The 18,788-nt window shown below is 64.0% G+C and carries 17 protein-coding genes; 4 read left to right on the top strand and 13 right to left on the bottom strand.

Translation table 11 applies throughout. The features are described from left to right. Positions 1–687: 687 nt before the first annotated feature. From ACZ899_RS01220 to ACZ899_RS01195, 6 genes are all read right to left on the bottom strand, one after another. Positions 688–1,077 carry a hypothetical protein gene (locus ACZ899_RS01220; protein ID WP_485627182.1) on the bottom strand — a complete coding sequence of 130 codons (390 nt, stop codon included), beginning with the start codon at positions 1,075–1,077 and terminating at the stop codon, positions 688–690. A gap of 65 nt (positions 1,078–1,142) precedes the next feature. Further along, positions 1,143–1,952, bottom strand: a complete 810-nt coding sequence (locus ACZ899_RS01215; RefSeq protein ID WP_203651805.1) for an OmpA family protein — start codon at positions 1,950–1,952, stop codon at positions 1,143–1,145. After that, positions 1,949–2,302 carry a DUF4398 domain-containing protein gene (locus tag ACZ899_RS01210; RefSeq protein WP_203651804.1) on the bottom strand — a complete coding sequence of 118 codons (354 nt, stop codon included), beginning with the start codon at positions 2,300–2,302 and terminating at the stop codon, positions 1,949–1,951. Before ACZ899_RS01210 ends, ACZ899_RS01215 begins: the two co-directional genes overlap by 4 nt. Before the next feature lie 9 nt (positions 2,303–2,311). Next, positions 2,312–3,133: a substrate-binding periplasmic protein gene (locus ACZ899_RS01205; RefSeq protein WP_234561775.1), complete on the bottom strand. Its 822-nt coding sequence runs from the start codon at positions 3,131–3,133 to the stop codon at positions 2,312–2,314. A gap of 87 nt (positions 3,134–3,220) precedes the next feature. Then, a complete protein-coding gene (locus tag ACZ899_RS01200; RefSeq protein ID WP_028692906.1) occupies positions 3,221–4,150 on the bottom strand; it encodes an electron transfer flavoprotein subunit alpha/FixB family protein in 930 nt (309 codons plus the stop codon). Continuing rightward, positions 4,151–4,900 (bottom strand): electron transfer flavoprotein subunit beta/FixA family protein, encoded by a 750-nt coding sequence (locus tag ACZ899_RS01195; RefSeq protein WP_028692905.1) that lies wholly within the window; start codon positions 4,898–4,900, stop codon positions 4,151–4,153. A gap of 542 nt (positions 4,901–5,442) precedes the next feature. Here ACZ899_RS01195 and ACZ899_RS01190 point away from each other — a divergent pair. After that, positions 5,443–7,107 carry an electron transfer flavoprotein-ubiquinone oxidoreductase gene (locus ACZ899_RS01190; RefSeq protein ID WP_203651802.1) on the top strand — a complete coding sequence of 555 codons (1,665 nt, stop codon included), beginning with the start codon at positions 5,443–5,445 and terminating at the stop codon, positions 7,105–7,107. Positions 7,108–7,170: 63 nt separating this feature from the next. Here the strand turns inward: ACZ899_RS01190 and ACZ899_RS01185 are convergent, their stop codons facing one another. From ACZ899_RS01185 to ACZ899_RS01160, 6 genes are all read right to left on the bottom strand, one after another. Beyond that, positions 7,171–8,820 carry a hypothetical protein gene (locus ACZ899_RS01185; RefSeq protein ID WP_234561773.1) on the bottom strand — a complete coding sequence of 550 codons (1,650 nt, stop codon included), beginning with the start codon at positions 8,818–8,820 and terminating at the stop codon, positions 7,171–7,173. 149 nt (positions 8,821–8,969) lie between these two features. Next, on the bottom strand, positions 8,970–9,371 hold the full coding sequence (locus ACZ899_RS01180) for a type II toxin-antitoxin system MqsA family antitoxin (protein ID WP_203651800.1): 402 nt from the start codon (positions 9,369–9,371) through the stop codon (positions 8,970–8,972). A 1-nt stretch (position 9,372) separates the two neighbouring features. Continuing rightward, a complete protein-coding gene (locus tag ACZ899_RS01175; RefSeq protein ID WP_203651799.1) occupies positions 9,373–9,669 on the bottom strand; it encodes a type II toxin-antitoxin system MqsR family toxin in 297 nt (98 codons plus the stop codon). 94 nt (positions 9,670–9,763) lie between these two features. Next, positions 9,764–11,089, bottom strand: coding sequence for an MFS transporter (locus ACZ899_RS01170; protein ID WP_232856743.1), 1,326 nt, complete (start codon positions 11,087–11,089; stop codon positions 9,764–9,766). Between the two features lie 53 nt (positions 11,090–11,142). Continuing rightward, positions 11,143–11,628 carry a histidine kinase gene (locus tag ACZ899_RS01165; RefSeq protein WP_232856744.1) on the bottom strand — a complete coding sequence of 162 codons (486 nt, stop codon included), beginning with the start codon at positions 11,626–11,628 and terminating at the stop codon, positions 11,143–11,145. A 172-nt stretch (positions 11,629–11,800) separates the two neighbouring features. After that, complete coding sequence (locus tag ACZ899_RS01160; RefSeq protein ID WP_186732870.1) at positions 11,801–12,277, bottom strand: sigma-70 family RNA polymerase sigma factor; 477 nt, start codon at positions 12,275–12,277, stop codon at positions 11,801–11,803. Positions 12,278–12,493: 216 nt separating this feature from the next. Here ACZ899_RS01160 and ACZ899_RS01155 point away from each other — a divergent pair, with 216 nt between their 5' ends. Genes ACZ899_RS01155 through ACZ899_RS01145 form a run of 3 tightly spaced genes read left to right on the top strand, consistent with a single transcriptional unit; the run spans position 12,494 to position 17,042 of the window. Beyond that, positions 12,494–13,672: an efflux RND transporter periplasmic adaptor subunit gene (locus tag ACZ899_RS01155; RefSeq protein ID WP_234561770.1), complete on the top strand. Its 1,179-nt coding sequence runs from the start codon at positions 12,494–12,496 to the stop codon at positions 13,670–13,672. Between the two features lies 1 nt (position 13,673). Next, positions 13,674–15,635, top strand: coding sequence for a MacB family efflux pump subunit (locus ACZ899_RS01150; protein ID WP_234561769.1), 1,962 nt, complete (start codon positions 13,674–13,676; stop codon positions 15,633–15,635). A gap of 3 nt (positions 15,636–15,638) precedes the next feature. Then, positions 15,639–17,042, top strand: coding sequence for an efflux transporter outer membrane subunit (locus ACZ899_RS01145; RefSeq protein WP_234561767.1), 1,404 nt, complete (start codon positions 15,639–15,641; stop codon positions 17,040–17,042). A gap of 92 nt (positions 17,043–17,134) precedes the next feature. On the opposite strand, the gene pvdP is transcribed toward ACZ899_RS01145, so the two are convergent. Further along, positions 17,135–18,757 (bottom strand): pyoverdine maturation tyrosinase PvdP, encoded by a 1,623-nt coding sequence (pvdP, locus tag ACZ899_RS01140; RefSeq protein WP_232856750.1) that lies wholly within the window; start codon positions 18,755–18,757, stop codon positions 17,135–17,137. Between the last annotated feature and the right edge of the window lie 31 nt (positions 18,758–18,788).

Raw genomic sequence — 18,788 nt, 5'->3', positions numbered from 1 at the left:
ATAGTCAACAATACAGTTGCGTGACAGAGAAACGATCGATGTTTGAGTCGGCGCGCCGACGAACGCACAGAGTGGTGACGCTGCCCGCCGTTGCCGTTGCCGTTGCCGTTGCCGTTGCCGTTGCCGTTGCCGTTGCCGATCGAGAGTCTAGCGCCACACCCAGCTAGCGACAGCTGCGCCAGCCCAGGCGCCGCCCGTACCTTCGCGACTTCAGGAGGCCGAACGCAGGCCTTGCGGAGGGAGGTGACGGGCATGGATGCCCGTCAAGCGCTGGGGCCCAGGATGGGCCCTGCAGCGCGGTCCTCCCGGGAGCAAGGCCGGAGTGAGGGGACCCGGAGCGTAGCGGAGGGCCGGATGAATGGAGCGAGGATTTTTTGGTTCCTTTTTGATCCTTCAAAAAGGAACTCGCCGTAAGGGCGAAAAGGTGACTATGCGTCGACATCACAAATAAATGCACTTACAACTATTAAAACCAGCACTAGCCGACTTTGACTTTGACTTTGACTTTGACTTTGACTTTGACTTTGACTTTGACTTTGACTTTGACTTTGACTTTGACTTTTAGAGCATGAGTTTTGAAAGTTATATGCGCATTCATTTGCGATGGTGACGCAAAGTCACCTTTCCGCCCTTACGGCGGGTCCCTTTTTGAAGGATCAAAAAGGAACCAAAAAATCCTCGCTCCATTCATCCGGCCCCTACGCTTCGCTCCGGGGTCCCCTCGCTCCGTTCTTGCTCCCGGGAGGATCGCGCTGAACGCCCCATCCTGGGGCGCAGCGCTTGACGGGCATCCATGCCCGTCACCTCCCTTCGCAAGAACTCCGCTCGGCCTACTGAAGTCGCAATTGGCGGCGCCTGAACTATTGTGCACTTAGAAGCAAGATCAAGATCAAGATCAAGATCAAGATCAAGATCAAGATCAAGATCAAGATCAAGATCAAGATCAAGATCAAGATCAAGATCAAGATCAAGATCAAGATCAAGATCAAGATCAAGATCAAGATCAAGATCAAGAAATGCGAAGTGGTAGTTAGCCGACTGGCTATGAATTGACTGGATGAACCCTATCGTGTGCAAGCCCGCTTCTACAAGTTATGTATAACTTCTTGCAGGAACGGGCTTGCTCGAAATCAAAACAGAATTCAACGCGCTGGCGCGAGCTTACCCTTGTCATCGGAGAAGACGATCTCGACCCGACGATTCTGCGCCCTGCCCCGCTCCGAAGCATTGGCCTCAACCGGGTACTGGTCACCATAACCCTCGACCTGGATCCGCTTCTCGTCCACCCCCAGATCAACCAGCATATCGGCCACCGACTGTGCACGATCACGGGACAGTTTCAGGTTCTCCTCCGCCGCACCGGTGCTATCGGTATAACCCTCGATCCGCACCACGCGCCGTGGATTGAGCTGAAGGAACTGCACCAGCTTCAATACAGTACGGCTGGCCGAGTTCTTCAGATCAGCCTGGCCGGTATCGAACAGCACATCGCCCAGGGTCATGACCAGACCGCGATCGGTCTGCTCCGACGCCAGCGCGACAATCTGCGCTTCGACGAACTTGCCCTGCTGCTGGACGCTGGCCAGCTTGGCCTCGCGCAGCGCCAACTGCAGGCGCTGGCGCTCCAGGTCGAGCTTGGCCAGGCGCTCCTGGTTCAACGCCAGCTTGGCATGCTCGCTGGCAATCTCGCTGTAGCGCTGACTCAGGTAGGCGTAATGACGAACATCGCTGCCGGTGCCGACATAGCCCGCCAGGCGCTCCGCGCGCGCCAACGACTCGCCGGCGCGGATCACATCGCGAGGCGCGCTACGCAGCACGTCGGAATCGTCCTTGACCTTCTGGAACGCAGCACTGGCATCGTCCAGTGCCGACTCGCTGCGCTGGCTGGCGCAGCCCTGCAGACCGACCAGGGCCAGCAAGGCCAGGGCCGCCATGGGCTTGAGAGACTTCATGGCTGCACCTCCAGTTGCTTACGCAGGCGCTTGATCCGCGACTGCATCGCCTGCAGCTGCTCCTCGCTCTTCTGGTTCAGCACCCGCGCCTCGGCCAGGCGCGCATCGAGCTCGGCCTGCTCGGCGCGCATGCGCGCATCGCGGTGGCTTTCGCCGAGCATGTTGCTCTTGGCCCGGGCCAGCTTGTCTTCGGCCAACTTGAACTCCGGCACCTGCTCATTGGCGCCGACCGCCTTGGCCTGCTCCAAGGCCTGTTCCGACAGGCGCAGCTGTTCATTGGGTGCCGGGTCGTTGGCACAGCCGACCAGGCCGAGCACGGCCAGGGCAAGCATCAAGGGTTGGATTCTCACTCACGCTTCCTACTGTTTGGGGGCACCCTGCGACGCCTGCATCTGCGCCTTCCAACGCTCGACATTGCGCTGCAGCACAGCTTCGCTCGCCCCGGAGATCGGCAATTCTGTCAGTTTTTTCGCCAGTTGTCCGCGCAACCAGCTGTCGTTGCACGCCGAGTTGTGCGAGACCGCCAGGTACAGCCCCGGACGATCCACCGGCAAACCCCGGGCGATGAGGTCGTTGCCCACGCCCAGGCTCTGCGCCATGGCCATGCCCGAGTAGCGCCCAGCCAGCACATAGTCGACCTGGCCGAGCACCAGCTTCTGGAAGGCCTGCGTCAGGTTCTGCGCCGGCTCCAGCTTGAGCTGGGTCCTGGCAAAGGCATCGAAGGCCGGGGTCAGGCGGGCCTTCTCGGACAGAGCGCCGCGGTACTGGGCAAGGTCAGCCGGGCCATCGAACACCAGGGTGGCGTCATGGCGGGTCCAGACCAGGTATTCGTTGAGCTGCAAGGCCGGATGGATGTAATCCAGACTGGTCAGCTGGGTGACCTGCATCGGCGTGTCGAGCAACAGGTCCATGCGCCCGCTGCGCACCTCCTCCAGAGCCTGCTCGCGCTTGCCGGCGTGCAGCACCTCGACCTTCACCCCAAGCTCGGCAGCCACCTGGCGCAGCAGGTCGACATTGGCGCCGATCAGGTGTTTCGGGTCTTGCGGATCCTGCCAGGAGTACGGCGGCGCATCCGGGCTGCCGGTGGCCACCAGGCGCTCGCACTTGCCCAGCGCCAAGGCCTGCGTCGACAGCAGCGCCAGCGCGCAGGCCAGCCCCCCCTTGCTCCAGCGAAACGCCATGCAACCTCTCCCCGCCCCTGAAAAAATCCATGAAAAAACCCGGACCGCCAAGGGCGGGCCGGGTTCTTTATAAGTGAAGCAGGCGGATCAGACCAGCTTTTCCAGCTCCGGAACCGCTTCGAACAGATCGGCGACCAGGCCGTAGTCGGCGACCTGGAAGATCGGCGCCTCCTCGTCCTTGTTGATCGCGACGATCACTTTCGAGTCCTTCATGCCGGCCAGGTGCTGGATCGCGCCGGAGATACCGACGGCGATGTACAGCTGTGGCGCGACGATCTTGCCGGTCTGGCCGACCTGCATGTCGTTCGGCACGAAGCCTGCGTCGACCGCGGCGCGCGAGGCGCCGACGGCGGCGCCGAGCTTGTCGGCCAGGGCGTACAGGTGCTTGAAGTTGTCACCGTTGCCCATGCCGCGACCACCGGAAACGACGATCTTGGCGGCGGTCAGCTCAGGACGGTCGGACTTGGCCAGCTCTTCGCCAACGAAGGCCGACTTGCCGGCGTCGTGGGCGGCAGCGACGGCTTCGACAGCGGCCGAACCACCTTCGGCGGCCACGGCGTCGAAGCCGGTGGTACGCACGGTGATGACCTTGACCGCAGCGCTCGATTGCACGGTGGCAATGGCGTTACCGGCATAGATCGGACGCTTGAAAGTGTCGGCGGATTCAACGGCGATGATCTCGGAGATCTGGTCGACGTCCAGCAGCGCGGCAACGCGCGGCAGGATGTTCTTGCCGTTGGTGGTGGCCGGGGCCAGCACGTGGCTGTAACCCTTGGCCAGCTCGACCAGCAGCGGCGCGACGTTTTCCGGCAGGGCATGGGCGTAGGCGGCGTTATCGGCGACCAGCACCTTGGCCACGCCGGCGATCTTGGCGGCGGACTCGGCGACGCCACCGACGTTCTGGCCGGCGACCAGCACGTGGATATCACCACCGATCTTGGCGGCAGCGGCGACAGTGTTCAGGGTGGCCGGGGCTACGGCACCGTTCTCGTGTTCAGCGACAACCAGGATAGTCATTTAGATTACCTTCGCTTCGTTCTTCAGCTTCTCGACCAGTTCGGCCACCGACTTGACCTTGATACCGGCGCTGCGGGCGGCAGGCGCTTCGACCTTGAGGGTCTTGTTGGTGGAGGCGATGGACACGCCCAGCGCGTCTGGAGTGATGGTCTCCAGCGGCTTCTTCTTGGCCTTCATGATGTTCGGCAGCGACGCGTAGCGCGGCTCGTTCAGGCGCAGGTCGGTGGTGACGATGGCTGGCAGATTCAGCGCAACGGTCTGCAGGCCGCCATCGATTTCACGGGTGACGTTGACCTTGTCGCCTGCGACTTCGACCTTGGAGGCGAAGGTGCCCTGGGCGAAGCCGGTCAGCGCGGCCAGCATCTGGCCGGTCTGGTTGTTGTCGCTGTCGATGGCCTGCTTGCCGAGGATGACCAGCTGCGGCTGCTCCTTGTCGACAACGGCTTTCAGCGCCTTGGCCACGGCCAGGGAGTTCAGTTCGTCAGCGGCCTCGACCAGGATGGCACGGTCGGCGCCCAGGGCCAGGGCGGTACGCAGTTGCTCCTGGGCGGCGGTCGGGCCGATGGAGACAACGACGATTTCGCTCGCCACGCCCTTCTCTTTCAGGCGGACGGCTTCTTCCACGGCGATTTCGCAGAAGGGGTTCATGGACATCTTGACGTTTGCAAGGTCGACGCCGGAGTTGTCCGCCTTGACGCGAACCTTGACGTTGTAGTCGACCACTCGTTTGACAGCTACAAGAACCTTCATGGATTCCTCGTTACTCTCCGGTGAAAAGAAGATCGCCTGGGGACGGCCCGGCGAATGCGCGTGGGTACAAGGGCACCTCTAAAAACGTTCCGACGCCGACAAAGTTCAGTTGACCGATCAGTCTTGTTGCGACCTTCAGGGACAAAACCCGCGGGTCATTTTCTGTCGTGGCGTGTAGACTCCACTACAAAACCTGATTCGGCCCGTAAACCCTGCTCCACGCCTGGTCTTTAGGGGTGCACCTGCGCCCGACGGTCAGCCTACGGCGAACGCGAAAGCGCTCGTATCTTGACCGTAACACCCAATCCGGTCAATACGGCAAATTGGCCAGCCTCCAGCCGCCTACCTGCGATTCTACGGGCCTCCGGCAAATTCAAACAAACGTTTGTATTGGACCCGCCAAGTGGTGTAGATATAATGCGCGGCCAAGACAAAACGGTGTAGTCCATCACCTGCGAAGCTACAGCCTCTGCACGCCGCACGTGACCGTGAACACCCATAAAAGACAAGCAACGCGATGAGCCTTGAGTAGGAGAGAACCTGTGGAACGCGAATACATGGAATTCGACGTGGTCATCGTCGGCGCAGGCCCGGCGGGCCTGTCCGCCGCCTGCCGCCTGAAGCAGAAGGCCGCCGAAGCCGGTAGCGAGATCAGCGTCTGCGTGGTCGAGAAAGGCTCCGAAGTCGGCGCCCACATCCTCTCCGGCGCGGTGTTCGAACCACGCGCCCTGAACGAACTGTTCCCCGACTGGAAAGAACTCGGCGCGCCGCTGAACACCGAAGTGAAGCGCGACGACATCTATGTGCTGAAAAGTGCCGACAGCTCGACCAAGGTCCCCGACCTGTTCGTGCCCAAGACCATGCACAACCACGGCAACTACATCATCTCCCTGGGCAACCTGTGCCGCTGGCTGGCCCAGCAGGCCGAGAACCTGGGCGTCGAGATCTACCCGGGCTTCGCCGCGCAAGAGGCACTGTTCGATGAAAACGGCGTGGTGCGTGGCATCGTCACCGGCGACCTGGGTGTCGACCGCGAAGGCCAGCCAAAAGAAGGCCTGTACACCCCGGGCATGGAGCTGCGCGCCAAGTACACCCTGTTCGCCGAAGGCTGCCGTGGCCATATCGGCAAGCAGCTGATCAAGCGCTTCGACCTGGACAACGAGTCCGACGTCCAGCACTACGGCATCGGTCTCAAGGAAATCTGGGAAATCGACCCGGCCAAGCACGAGCAGGGCCTGGTGGTGCATACCGCCGGCTGGCCGCTGGACGTGATGAGCGCCGAGAACACCGGCGGCTCCTTCCTTTATCACCTGGAAAACAACCAGGTGGTGGTCGGCCTGATCGTCGACCTGTCCTACTCCAACGCGTACCTGTCACCGTTCGACGAGTTCCAGCGCCTGAAGCACCACCCGGTGATGGCCCAGTACCTCGAAGGCGGCAAGCGCATCAGCTACGGCGCCCGCGCCATCTGCAAGGGCGGCCTGAACTCGCTGCCGAAGATGGTCTTCAATGGCGGCGCGCTGATCGGCTGCGACCTGGGCACCCTGAACTTCTCCAAGATCAAGGGCAGCCACACCGCGATGAAGTCCGGCATGCTCGCCGCCGAAGCCGTGGCCGACGCATTGATCGCCGGCAGCGAAGGCGGTGACCAGCTCAACGGCTATGTCAGCGCCTTCAAGGCCAGCTGGCTGCATGAAGAGCTGTTCGCCAGCCGCAACTTCGGCCCGGCGCTGCACAAGTTCGGCCCGTTGCTCGGTGGTGCGTTCAACTACATCGACCAGAACTGGTTCGGCGGCAAGCTGCCGTTCACCCTGCATGACACCAAGCCGGACTACGCCTGCCTCAAGCTCGCGGCGGACTCGCAGAAGATCGACTACCCGAAACCGGACGGCAAGCTCAGCTTCGACAAGCTCAGCTCGGTATTCCTCTCCAGCACCAACCATGAAGAGGAACAACCCTGCCACCTGAAGCTGACCGACCCGAACATCCCGATCGCCAGCAACCTGCCGCTGTACGACGAACCGGCACAGCGCTACTGCCCGGCCGGCGTGTACGAAGTGGTCACCCAGGAAGACGGCAACAAGCGCTTCCAGATCAACGCGCAGAACTGCGTGCACTGCAAGACCTGCGACATCAAGGATCCGGCCCAGAACATCACCTGGGTCACCCCTGAAGGCGCCGGCGGGCCGAACTACCCGAACATGTAAGCCCTGCCCTGGCGGCAAGCAAAAGCCCCCTGGTCGTGAGACCCGGGGGCTTTTTCATGGTCGCTATCCCTTGTACGAAACCACGGTGTGCGTGGTGTCCAGCCCCAGTTGTTCGAGCCGTTCCAGGACATGCCCCAGGCACTGCCCGCCATCGGGCTTGTAGTGTCCGGAGGCATCATTGACCAGACCAAGGATGTCGCTCACCGCATTGCTGGTGGTCTTGCGGTCGATGCGCATTTCTCCGGCGCACACCACCGGCTGGCCACCGCCAAGCTGGCTGTGCCGGGTATAGCGCGTACGGTCCAGGGACTGGTCCCAGAATTTGACCAGAATGCTTTTTTGCGGGGTATAGACCCAGGTGTAGGCATCCTGGGCAGTATTGGGGCGCAGATAGGTCAGTCTGCCGCTCTTGAGCTCATACGCCAGTATCTGGCCGCGCTCCTCGCCGATCAGCTGGCAGACGCCATCGAGGGTTTCAGGCTGATAGCTGCGCCATTTCAGCACGTCGATCAGCCATTGCTGCAACTGCACCGGGTAGGTGTAGCCGGCAAAGTCCAGGGGCGCCGAGATATCGGCCTTGCGCCAGTCCAGCCAGTTCACCCGGCCTTGCCATGCCACGCCGTCCCTGGCCTCGATCCAGCGGTTGTCACTCCCTACCACGCGGTTGTTCAGTTGGTCATTGACCTTCAGGTCCAGCGACTGCATCTTCCAGGCCGGACCGTACCCCCCGGCACTTGCCTGGTAGATCTCGACCGAGCGCAGCTCATCGGCATAGATCACGCTGCGCTGGAACATCTTGGCCAGGTCGACCTCGACCTTGAAGTGCGCCCCACGCTCGAAGTTGCCGGCCAACGGCTGGCGGTGCTCGCTGCCGTTGATCGAGAACGAAAGGGTATCGCCTGTTCCGGCACTGTAGTCGGCAGAGACAGCGAGGCACACGCTCAGTTTGTCTACGACCATGCTCGGCGCCTGCCCCCGGCGGGGGAGCTGGGGCAGTTGCACCCGCCAGGCGTCGGAAGGCAGCACCTCGCTTCGTCGCTGCAGCCAGACCTCACCCGAAATCGGAGCACTGCACAAGGTACGGGTGCCATCGCCATAGAGAAGCTCGCCCTTGGAAGACAGCCGCCAGCGATCTCCCGAGGCTGCGCTCGCCTTGCCGCAGATCCCGAGCCCCAAGGCCTGCCCGGTGGTGACATTGACCAGTTGCCCGTCCCTGTAGAGCCATTGCATGGCCTTGGGATCCGGGTTCACGGCGAGGCACACGCCCTCCTCGTCCGCCATCAGGTAATCACGACCATTGGTAAGCATGAACGGGATACCGCTGGGTAGGCCGTTCACGGGGTCCCCGGCACCACCACTGCCATCCAGTTCCTTCAGCTGGATGAATTCGACCGTTTGCTGGCGCTGCGCACTGTCGGTCAACAGTACGGCATGGCTGTTGGCGGCCAGCTGGATACGGCTGATATGGCGAAAGTCATGCAGCGGGTGTACGCCGGTCAATTGCTTGCCATCACCGTAGACTACCACCCAGGCCTGGTCGTGGTGGTGACGGGACTCCAGCACGCAGGCCAGGCTACGGCCCCAGCGGATAACCGGAGTCCTGGCCTGATCATCCGGTTTCGTGCTGGCGGGATTGGCAGCCGAAAAGCTCATCTGTGGCGGAAACGCAGGCAGCTGGGCCCGCGTCATCCAGGTGATGTTAAAACTGGACATGCATATTTCTCCTGACTGTATGAACGGAAGGGTCCGTCAACGATCAGTCGAAATTACGTGCACAACCTCGAAGGCGCTGTAGGGGTGCAGAGCTGCCGACGCTCAAAATCCCTACCCTGCCTGTAGGACCTGTTGACTGCCTGGACGCATCAGGCAGTCCTGACTTCCTCGAACAGTTCCGGATGACGATCCAGGAGCTTGAACAGCTTGATCAGTGCGACCGGTGGTTGGGTCTTGCCGTTCTCGTAACGGGAAAAGGCATTGACCCCGCCGCCAAAGATTTCGCCCGCCTCACGCTGATCGAGGTCGAATTTGCGCCGAACGCTGGCAATGAAGGCAGGGTCGACAGCGGCGGCATTGACCTGTCGCTTGAAGGCCAGCATCAGATCACCGAGGCGCTCAGCTTCAGCCATGCTCAGCACCGCCTCGCCGCAAACAGGGCAATAATCGCCGAAGACATCACGGATCACCGTCGAATGGCCATTGTATCGATAAGGCATGTCCTGAGCCTGGGCGACCAGCTCAGCACCACCACACACGGGACACTTCATTTCAACGCTCCTTGAATGACACGATCAGCACGTCATCGACCACCGTCAGCTTGATGTAGAGATCGCCAAAGACGGTTCGGGGACGATAGACATCCTGCCAGATCCGATGATCGTGATAGGTCGTCATGCTTTTGTAGAAATCGTGTGCCGACAAGCCTCGAACGACTTCAAGCATCTGGCGAGGGCTCAGCCCGAGCGCATCACAGTCCTGGATAGCTGTCCGGGTGGGCCTGACCCGGCCCTGGCTCATCAACATTCGCACCCTTTCCAGCGGGCAGTGCGGCGTTCTCTTTTCCATGAGAAATTAACCTTTAAGGTTATTCTTGGCCAATAGGTTATTTTAATAACCCCCACCCGGAAGTCTGCCTCACTGCCCAGCAGTCATTACCGCCTCATTTGTCACCGCACATGAGCGCCAGCGGCTGCGCAGCGAACTCCAACGGCTCGCGGCGTCCGAAATAAAGCGCCGTCAGCAATCCGACCATGCCCATGACCAGACAAAAACCGACACACACCCATGGGCTCCAGGGCATCAGGGCAATCAGCGCCAGCGGCGTGGTGCTGGCCCACAGGGCGTAGGCGACGTTGTAGGTGAAGGAGATGCCCGACACCCGGATCTCGGCCGGGAACAGCCCGACCATCACCGACGGCACCACCCCTACCACGCCACAGGACAGGCCAGCCAATGCATAGGCCGCCCAGAGCTGCCCCCACTGGCCCACCAGGCTGGCGTACAAGGCGCCGATGCCCAACGGCAGCAGCAGGCAGTAGAGCATCAGCGCCCGCCAGGCACCGATACGGTCCACCAGCAAGCCGGCCAGCACGCAGCCAATATTGAGGAAGACGATACCCACGCTGCTCAGGGCGAAGGTGTGCCCGGCTGTCATGCCGAACCGCTGTTGCATCACGGTCGGGGTAATCACCACCAGCACCACTACCGCCGAGGTCAGCACACAGGTCAGCAGCGCCGCTGGAATCAAGGCCCGTCGATGAGTGCCCAGCACCCGTCGCAGGGGGAAGGCCACCGGTTGCTCCTGCTGCGCCCGCAGGGCCAGGAACACCGGGGTTTCACTCAGCCAGCGACGCAGCCAGACACCGATCACGCCAAACACGCCGCCAAGCAGGAAAGGATAGCGCCAGGCGTAATCGAGGATCTCCTGGGGCGTGAACAGCTGCGCCAGCAAGGTCGCGGTCAGCGCACCGAGCAGGTAGCCGAAGGTCAGCCCGGCCTGCAGGAAGCCCAGCGCATAACCGCGACGACCAGACGGCGCATGTTCGGCGACGAAGGTCCAGGCGCTGGGTACCTCACCGCCAACCGCCGCACCCTGCAGGATGCGCAGGGCCAGCAGGATCAGCGGCGCGGCGTAGCCAATGTCGGCGTAGGTCGGCATCACCCCGATCAGCAGGCACGGCAGCGCCATCATCAGGATGCTCAGGCTGAACACCCGCTTGCGCCCCAGGTGGTCGGCGAAATGGGCCATGAGGATGCCACCCAGCGGCCTGGCCAGGTAGCCGGTGACGAAGATCCCGAAGCTCTGCAGCAGGCGCAGCCACTCCGGCATTTCAGGCGGGAAGAACAGCTGGCTGAGGGTCAGCGCGAAGAACACGAAGATGATGAAATCGTAGATTTCCAGGGCGCCACCCAGCGCGGCCAGCCCCAGGGTCCGGTGATCGCGACGGCTGAACCGTGGCGGGCGGGTGGTATCGATGGCAGTCATGGCAGCTTCCGCAACGAGGCAAAAGGCCAGAGGATAGCAAATCCACCCCCTGCTCAGGGGTTACGACAGAACACCGTCTGCGCGAGGTTGGTGCGCCGCCGGGCATGGTTCGACGCCCCCGCCAGCCCCGGCGGCAGCGGCAACTGCCCGACCAGCACCGGCATATCGATGATTGCCATGAAGGATTCCAGTGCCTCGCTGTCGGGGGCATGGGGCAGGCTGATGCTGACGGCGTGGCGATCGTTGGGCGGTACAGCGGGCACTTTCAGGTGTGGCGAGTGGTACAGCAGCGCGTGCTGGATCTGCGAGCTGACCCGGCAGAAACGCGCCAGGTCGACCCCGGCATGGCTGGCCAGCTCGATGTTGCCCACCAGCAGGTTGAAGGGTTCCAGGGCACTGTGCACCAGGCGCTGCAGGTCGTCGAAACTCTCCACCGGGGCGATCCGGTAATAACCCAGGCCATTGAGCATCTTCTCCAGCTGCAGGCGCTGGCCGGGGTGCTCATCGGCGATGAGGATGCGCATGGATTTGTTAGGCATCGTCCGAACCTGGGCAGTTGGGTGGTGACGGTGGCTCCATGACCATACTGCGCCGGCAACGGCAACGTCAGACGGGACGCCTGAGCGGGGGGTCTTTATTGATAGTTGTCGTGAACCCGGGAGAAATCAAGTCGCCAACTCACGGAATTTTCACATTCCACGGACGGCTCGCTCAGGACTCCCACTGGCGCATGCGCACGCGGCAATGCTTCATGGCATTGACAATATGCTTTTCCACCAGGCTGCGGGAAATACCCAGGCGCTCGGCGATCTGCTGATGCGACAGGCCATCGAGCTTGCGCAGCAGGAAGCTGTCGCGGCAAGGCCCGCTCAGTTCGCCCAGGGCTTGCTGCATCAGCGCCAGGCGCTGGTCGAGCTGCATGCTCTGCGTCAGCGCAGGGGTATGCCAGCGCTCATCGCTGTCCAGTACCTCCAGCGGCTCGGCCTGACGCACCAGATGTCGACGATGATGATCGACCACGAGATTCATGGCCGTGCGATAAAGGAAGGCGCGTGGATGCTCGATATGCTCGCCCTCCGTGCGCTCCAACACCCGGATGTAGGCATCGTGGGCGACGTCTTCGGCCGCCTGGCGATTACCGAGTCGGGCGGACAGGAAGCTCACCAATTCGCGATAGTAATGTTCCACGACGGCACCTGGCGTCTCCCTGCTCAAGCGTTGGTAGTCAGGGGCAGTGTTCTGGATGATGTCAGCGTGCGATCTTACAAATTATAATTATTCGCAGCAACACGCAGACCACCCCCGCGCTGCGCTAAATCGTCATCAAGATCATTCGTTTAACTGGGACCCCCGAGCGCATGCCCCGTCGCGGCACTCGGCCACTATCTCCGGCTGGAAGCCCGCATGACACGCACATCCAATACCCGCCGCCGAGTGCTGATCGGCGCCTTGGGCCTGGCCGGCCTCGGCAGCCTGATGGCCTGGCAGGCGCTGCCTCTGGGCGGCGCACCGGTCAGCACCGTGCCAGTGACCCGCGCCGATATCGAGAGCAGCGTCACTGCCCTGGGCACCCTGCAACCACGCCGCTATGTCGATGTCGGCGCCCAGGCCTCGGGGCAGATCCGCAAGCTGCATGTGGAAGCCGGCGACGAGGTGCGTCAGGGCCAACTGCTGGTTGAAATCGATCCGTCAACACAACAAGCCAAGCTCGATGCCGGACGCTTCTCGATCGAGAACCTCAAGGCCCAGCTGGCCGAACAACGGGCGCAGTACCTGCTCGCCCAGCAGCAGTACAAGCGCCAGCAGGATCTGGCCGCCACCGGCGCCAGCCGCCAGGAAGACCTGCAAACGGCCGCGGCGCAGTTGAAGGTGACCCAGGCCCGCATCGACATGTACCTGGCGCAGATCCGCCAGGCCCAGGCCAGCCTTCGCAGCGACGAAGCGGAGCTGGGCTACACGCGGATCTATGCGCCCATGAGCGGCACCGTGGTGGCGGTGGACGCCCGCGAGGGCCAGACCCTCAACGCCCAGCAGCAGACACCGTTGATCCTGCGCATCGCCAAGCTGTCGCCGATGACCGTATGGGCCCAGGTGTCCGAAGCCGACATCGGCAAGGTCAAACCGGGCATGACCGCCTACTTCAACACCCTGGCCGGCGGCAAGCGGCGCTGGACCAGCACCGTCCGGCAGATCCTGCCGGTGCCGCCCAAGCCGCTGGACCAATCCAGCCAGGGCGGGGGCAGCCCGGCCAGCGCCACGGCCGGCACCACTGGCACCAAGGTGGTCCAGTACACCGTGCTGCTGGACGTGGACAACCCCGACGGGGCCCTGATGGCGGAGATGACCACCCAGGTGTTCTTCGTCGCCGGCCAGGCCAGCCAGGTGCTCAGCGCACCCCTGGCCGCGCTCGACGACACCCCCGGCGACGGTGTGCGTATGGCACAGGTGCTGAACAACAAGGGCCAGATCGAGGCGCGCCAGGTCCGCACCGGCTTGAGTGACCGCCTGCGGGTGCAGATACTCGAGGGCCTGAACGAAGGTGAGCGCCTGGTCATCGGCCTACCCGCCACCAGTGGGGGTTGATATGTCCACGCCCCTGATCGAGCTGTGCGACATCCGCAAGGTCTACGGCGGTGTCGATTCGCCCAGGGTCGAGGTGCTGCGCGGCATCAGCCTGAGCATCCACCCCGGAGAATTCGTCGCCATCGTCGGCGCCTCGGGCTCCGGCAAGTCGACCCTGATGAACATCCTCGGCTGCCTCGACCGCCCCACCTCGGGCAGCTACCGCTTTGCCGGTCGGGACGTGGCCGAGCTGGACAGCGACGAGCTGGCCTGGCTGCGCCGCGAAGCCTTCGGCTTCGTGTTCCAGGGCTATCACCTGATCCCCTCCGGCTCGGCCCAGGAGAACGTCGAGATGCCGGCCATCTACGCCGGCACTCAGCCCGCCGAACGCCATGCCCGCGCCCACGCCCTGCTCGAGCGCCTGGGCCTGGCCAGCCGCACCGGCAACCGTCCGCACCAGTTGTCCGGCGGCCAGCAGCAGCGGGTGTCGATCGCCCGCGCGCTGATGAACGGCGGGCACATCATCCTCGCCGACGAGCCCACCGGCGCACTCGACAGCCAAAGCGGCGCCGAGGTGATGACCCTGCTCGACGAACTGGCCAGCCAGGGCCATGTGATCATCCTCATCACCCATGACCGTGAAGTCGCGGCCCGCGCCCAGCGGATCATCGAGGTGCGCGACGGCGAGGTGGTCAGCGATTCGGCCACCCCGTCCTCGGTCGATGCACCGTCCCGGCATGTGCAGGCCGACGACCTGCGCCAGCGCCTGGACTTCGGCGCCACCCAGCGCGGCGCCTGGAAGGGCGAGCTGGTCGAGTCCCTGCAGGCCGCCTGGCGGGTGATGTGGATCAACCGCTTCCGTACCGCCCTTACCCTGCTCGGCATCATCATCGGGGTGGCCTCGGTGGTGGTGATGCTGGCGGTCGGCGAAGGCAGCAAGCGCCAGGTCATGGCGCAGATGGCCGCCTTCGGCTCGAATATCCTCTACCTCAACGGCAAGCACTCCTCCGAGGAACTGATGGGCATCGTCACCCTTGACGATGTCGACGCCATCGGCGAACTGCCGCAGGTCAAGCGCGTCATGCCGGTCATCGGCGACAAGCTCATGGTGCGCCACGGCAACAAGGGCGAGCAGTTCTATGTCGGCGGCAACAACACCGGGTTCCCCGAGATCTTCAACTGGCCGGTGGTCGAAGGCAGCTTCTACAGCGAGGCCGACGAAGCCAACGCCGCCGCCGTGGCCGTGATCGGCCAGAAGGTGCGCGAGAAGATGTTTGGCGTGGGGAGCAACCCGCTCGGCCAGTACCTGCTGATCGGCAACGTGCCGTTCCAGGTGATCGGTGTGCTTCAGGGCAAGGGCGCCAGCTCCGGCAGCGAAGACAGCGACGAGCGCGTGGTGGTGCCCTACTCCGCCGCCTCCATCCGCCTGTTTGGCAGCCGCGATCCGGAGTACGTCACCATCGCCGCCCAGGATTCCAGCCGCGTGAAGGAAACCGAGCAGGCGATCGAACGCCTCATGTTGCAGCGTCACCAGGGCAAGTACGATTTCGTCCTGACCAACGACGCCGCACTGATCCAGGCCGAGGCCCGCACCCAGAACAGCCTGTCGCTGATGCTCGGGGCGATCGCCGCGATCTCGCTGCTGGTCGGCGGCATCGGCGTGATGAACATCATGCTCATGACCGTGCGCGAACGCACCCGCGAGATCGGCATCCGCATGGCCACCGGCGCACGCCAGCGCGACATCCTGCGCCAGTTCCTCACCGAGGCGGTGATGCTGTCGATGGTCGGCGGGGTGACCGGCATTGTCCTGGCCCTGGCCATCGGCGCCAGCCTGCTGCTGGCCGACATCGCCGTGGCCTTCGCCCTGCCCGCCATCCTCGGCGCCTTCGCCTGCGCCGTGATCACCGGCGTGGTGTTCGGTTTCATGCCGGCCCGCAAGGCCGCCCGCCTCGACCCGGTCAAGGCCCTTACCAGCGAATAGTTCATGACGATCCCCAGCCGCATCAGCCTGTTGACCCTGAGCCTTTGCCTGGCCGCCTGCAGCAGCCCGCCCCCACCGGCGGCGAACATCGACACACCCCCCGCCTGGCAAGGGCCAACCACGGCCCAGTCCCTGCCCGACAGCCAATGGTGGCGCGCCTTTGCCAGCGCCGAGCTGGACCGTCTGGTCGAACGCGCCCGCCTGAACAGTCACGACCTGGCGGCGGCCGCCGCGCGGGTGCGCAAAGCGCAGGCCAGCGCGGTGATCGCCGGTGCACCGCTGTTGCCCGAGGTGAAGCTGGGTCTGAACGGCAGCCGCCAGCGCCTGTTGCGCGGCGACGGCAACAGCCAGCTCGACGCCAGCAGCAGCGAACGCACCAGCACCTCGTTCGGCACCCGCCTGAGCGCCAGCTACGAGATCGACTTCTGGGGCGGCCTGCGCGCCACCCGCGACAGCGCCCTGCGCAGCCTCGACGCCAGCCGCTTCGACCGCCAGACCGTGGAACTGACCCTGGTCAGCGCCGTGGCCGACAGCTACCTGCAGGGCCTGGCATTCGACGAGCAACTGCGCATCGCCCGCTTGAACCTGGACAACGCCCGCGATGTGCTGGGCCTGGTCGAAGCCCGCGAACGCTCGGGCTCGGCCACCCGCCTGGAACTGGCCCAGCAGCGCAGCCTGGTAGCCGCCCAGGAGCGCCAGCTGCCGCTGCTCGAACAGCGCCGCCAGGACAATCGCATCGTCCTTGCCACCCTACTGGGCGATCCGGTGCAGGCGCTGCCCGCGACCCGCGAAACCATCGGCAACGTGCAGTGGCCGGCCATCGGCAGCGGCGTGCCCAGCGAACTGCTCGGCCGCCGCCCGGACATCGCCGCCGCCGAGGCCCGCCTGGCGGCGGCCAGCGCCAATATCCAGGTGGCCCGGGCGGCGATGCTGCCGCGCCTGATACTGGGAGCGGACCTGGGCAGTGGCGCCCGGACCTTGCCCAACATCTTCGACAGCCCCTACTACACCCTCACCGCCGGCCTCACCGCGCCGATCTTCAACAACGGTCGGCTGAGTGCCGCCCGGGACGTGGCCAGCGCCGAACAGCAGGAGTTGCTGGAGCTGTACCGCGCCAGCATCCTGGCCGGGTTCTCGGATGTGGAGAAAGCCCTGAATGCCATCGCCGGCGTGGAGCGCCAGCGCCGCTGGCAGGACCAGGAAGTGGAACAGGCGCGCATCGCCTTCGACCTGGCCCAGCAACGCTACGCCGCCGGTGCCGAGACCCTGCTCACCGTACTCGAGACCCAGCGCACGCTGTACCTGGCCCAGGACCAGCAGGCGCAGCTGCGCCTGGAGCAGTTGCGCGGGAGCGTGGCGTTGTACAAGGCACTGGGCGGAGGCTGGCAGGCGCCGCAAAACCTGTAGGAGCGGGCTTGCCCCGCGAAAGCGCCAGACCAGACAACGATGCTTTCAGGTCTGGCGCTTTCGCGGGGCAAGCCCGCTCCTAGAGGGGCGCTTCAGGAGACAATATTCTTCATTGACAGGTGCCGCGCATACCAAGGCCGTTGCGGCACCTTGCGCAACAGGTTTTCGATCTTGTCGTCGGCGCCGAAGGTGATGCGCAAGGCCAGCTTCATGGTCTCCACATCCATCTCCACCGACTTGCCCAGACGCATGCCTGGCTGCGTGCTGCAGCCATGCGTGTCCGGCCCCAGCCAGGGGTCGTCGACCTCCACCCAGCGCCCCGGGGCGAACCACGGCACGCCATTGACTTCCAGACGTCGCACCTGACCGGGATGGTGGCGCTCATGAGCACGGAACCAGTCGTCGATACGGTCGTCGATCCAGCCATGGAAGCCCCAGAACACTGGGTGCACATGGGATGAGAACGGATCACCGAGGAAGTCGTTCTCAGGCTCGAACCAGCGCGCAGCGAAATCCGCCTGGTCACGGGCGAACGGTACCGGCGCGCCATTGTTGGGGTCGCGCGGCACCGATGCCCAGCACATGTGCAGCCAGTCGTGCAGGTTCATCTCCAGTTCCGAGCCGAAGGCGCCCAGGGTCAGTTTCGACAGGTACACCGGGTCCTGGTACTGCGACTCCCACACCTGGAAATTGCTGCAATAGGTTTCCCCTGCCTTGATCGCCCCGACCCACTGCCCATAGGCGTCATCGCCCGGGGCCTGCCAGCCTGGCGGCACGCAGCAGCCGTCGTGGTTGTCGAAGTAGCGGGCGAAACCTGCCCGATCGAACTCGACGCTCGGCTGCGGCAGCGGGAAGCGCTGCCAGGAAGGCAGGTCCTGCAAAGTGCGGGCATACATCAACATGTGCCGGTGCATGAACAGGAAATCGATACCGGAGCCATTGCGGTGCTTGCGCGGGCCACGGGCGTCGCGCTCACGGTCCCGTGGCCCCGGCTGCCAGCCCAGGCCACGCAGGGCATCCTGCTTTTTCTCCGGCAGTTTGTGCCACTTGTCGCGGGTGGCGTGCCAGAGCTGGTGGAACAGGCGATGTTCAGCGCCGATCACCCACTCGCGCATTTCGGGGGTATACGGCAGACGCTCGCGGGCCTCGGGGAACAGCCGCTTGACCGCGACAAAACGGCTATCGGGCAGCGGCAGGGTCAGTGGCCGGTCCAGGCGCTGCACGCGGCCGCTCAACGTGCCGCTGCCGGCGTTGGCGAACTCGGCCCAGACCTCGTCGAGGCTGGCCACGCACTCATAACCCGGCCCGCCGTGCTGGTTGACCAGGCGCCAACGCACCTCGGCGCTGCTGGCACCGACCAGGTCACCGAGCACACGGTAGGCAGGCTCCGCGACGCCACGCAGCCCCTCGCCGGTATCGACATATCCGCGCAGGCCACGGCCCTTGGTGGCAACGTCGAGGAACATCTCGACCCCCTGCACGGGCAGGCCGTCCAGGCCACGCTCGGCACCGTCGAAGCGAATCTCCCAAACGCCGCGCAGCTGGTCCGCCAGGACCTGCCCGGCATAGTCGGCCAGCTCCACGCTGGCTTCGCCGGGCGTGACGATATCGTCTTCAGGGTCGTGGGTCAGTTGCTTGTGCGCGTAATAGGCCGCCGTGCCTGTGGCGCCCGCCACAGCCAGGCCAGCGATGAATCCTCGTCGGGAAATTGTCATTGCGCCTCAATCCGTCTTCGCGTGCCGCGAC

The sequence above is a fragment of the Pseudomonas sp. TE31087 genome, from assembly GCF_057284075.1.
The sequence above is the reverse complement of the archived record's forward strand: the minus strand, read 5'-3'. Positions and strand labels throughout refer to the sequence as shown.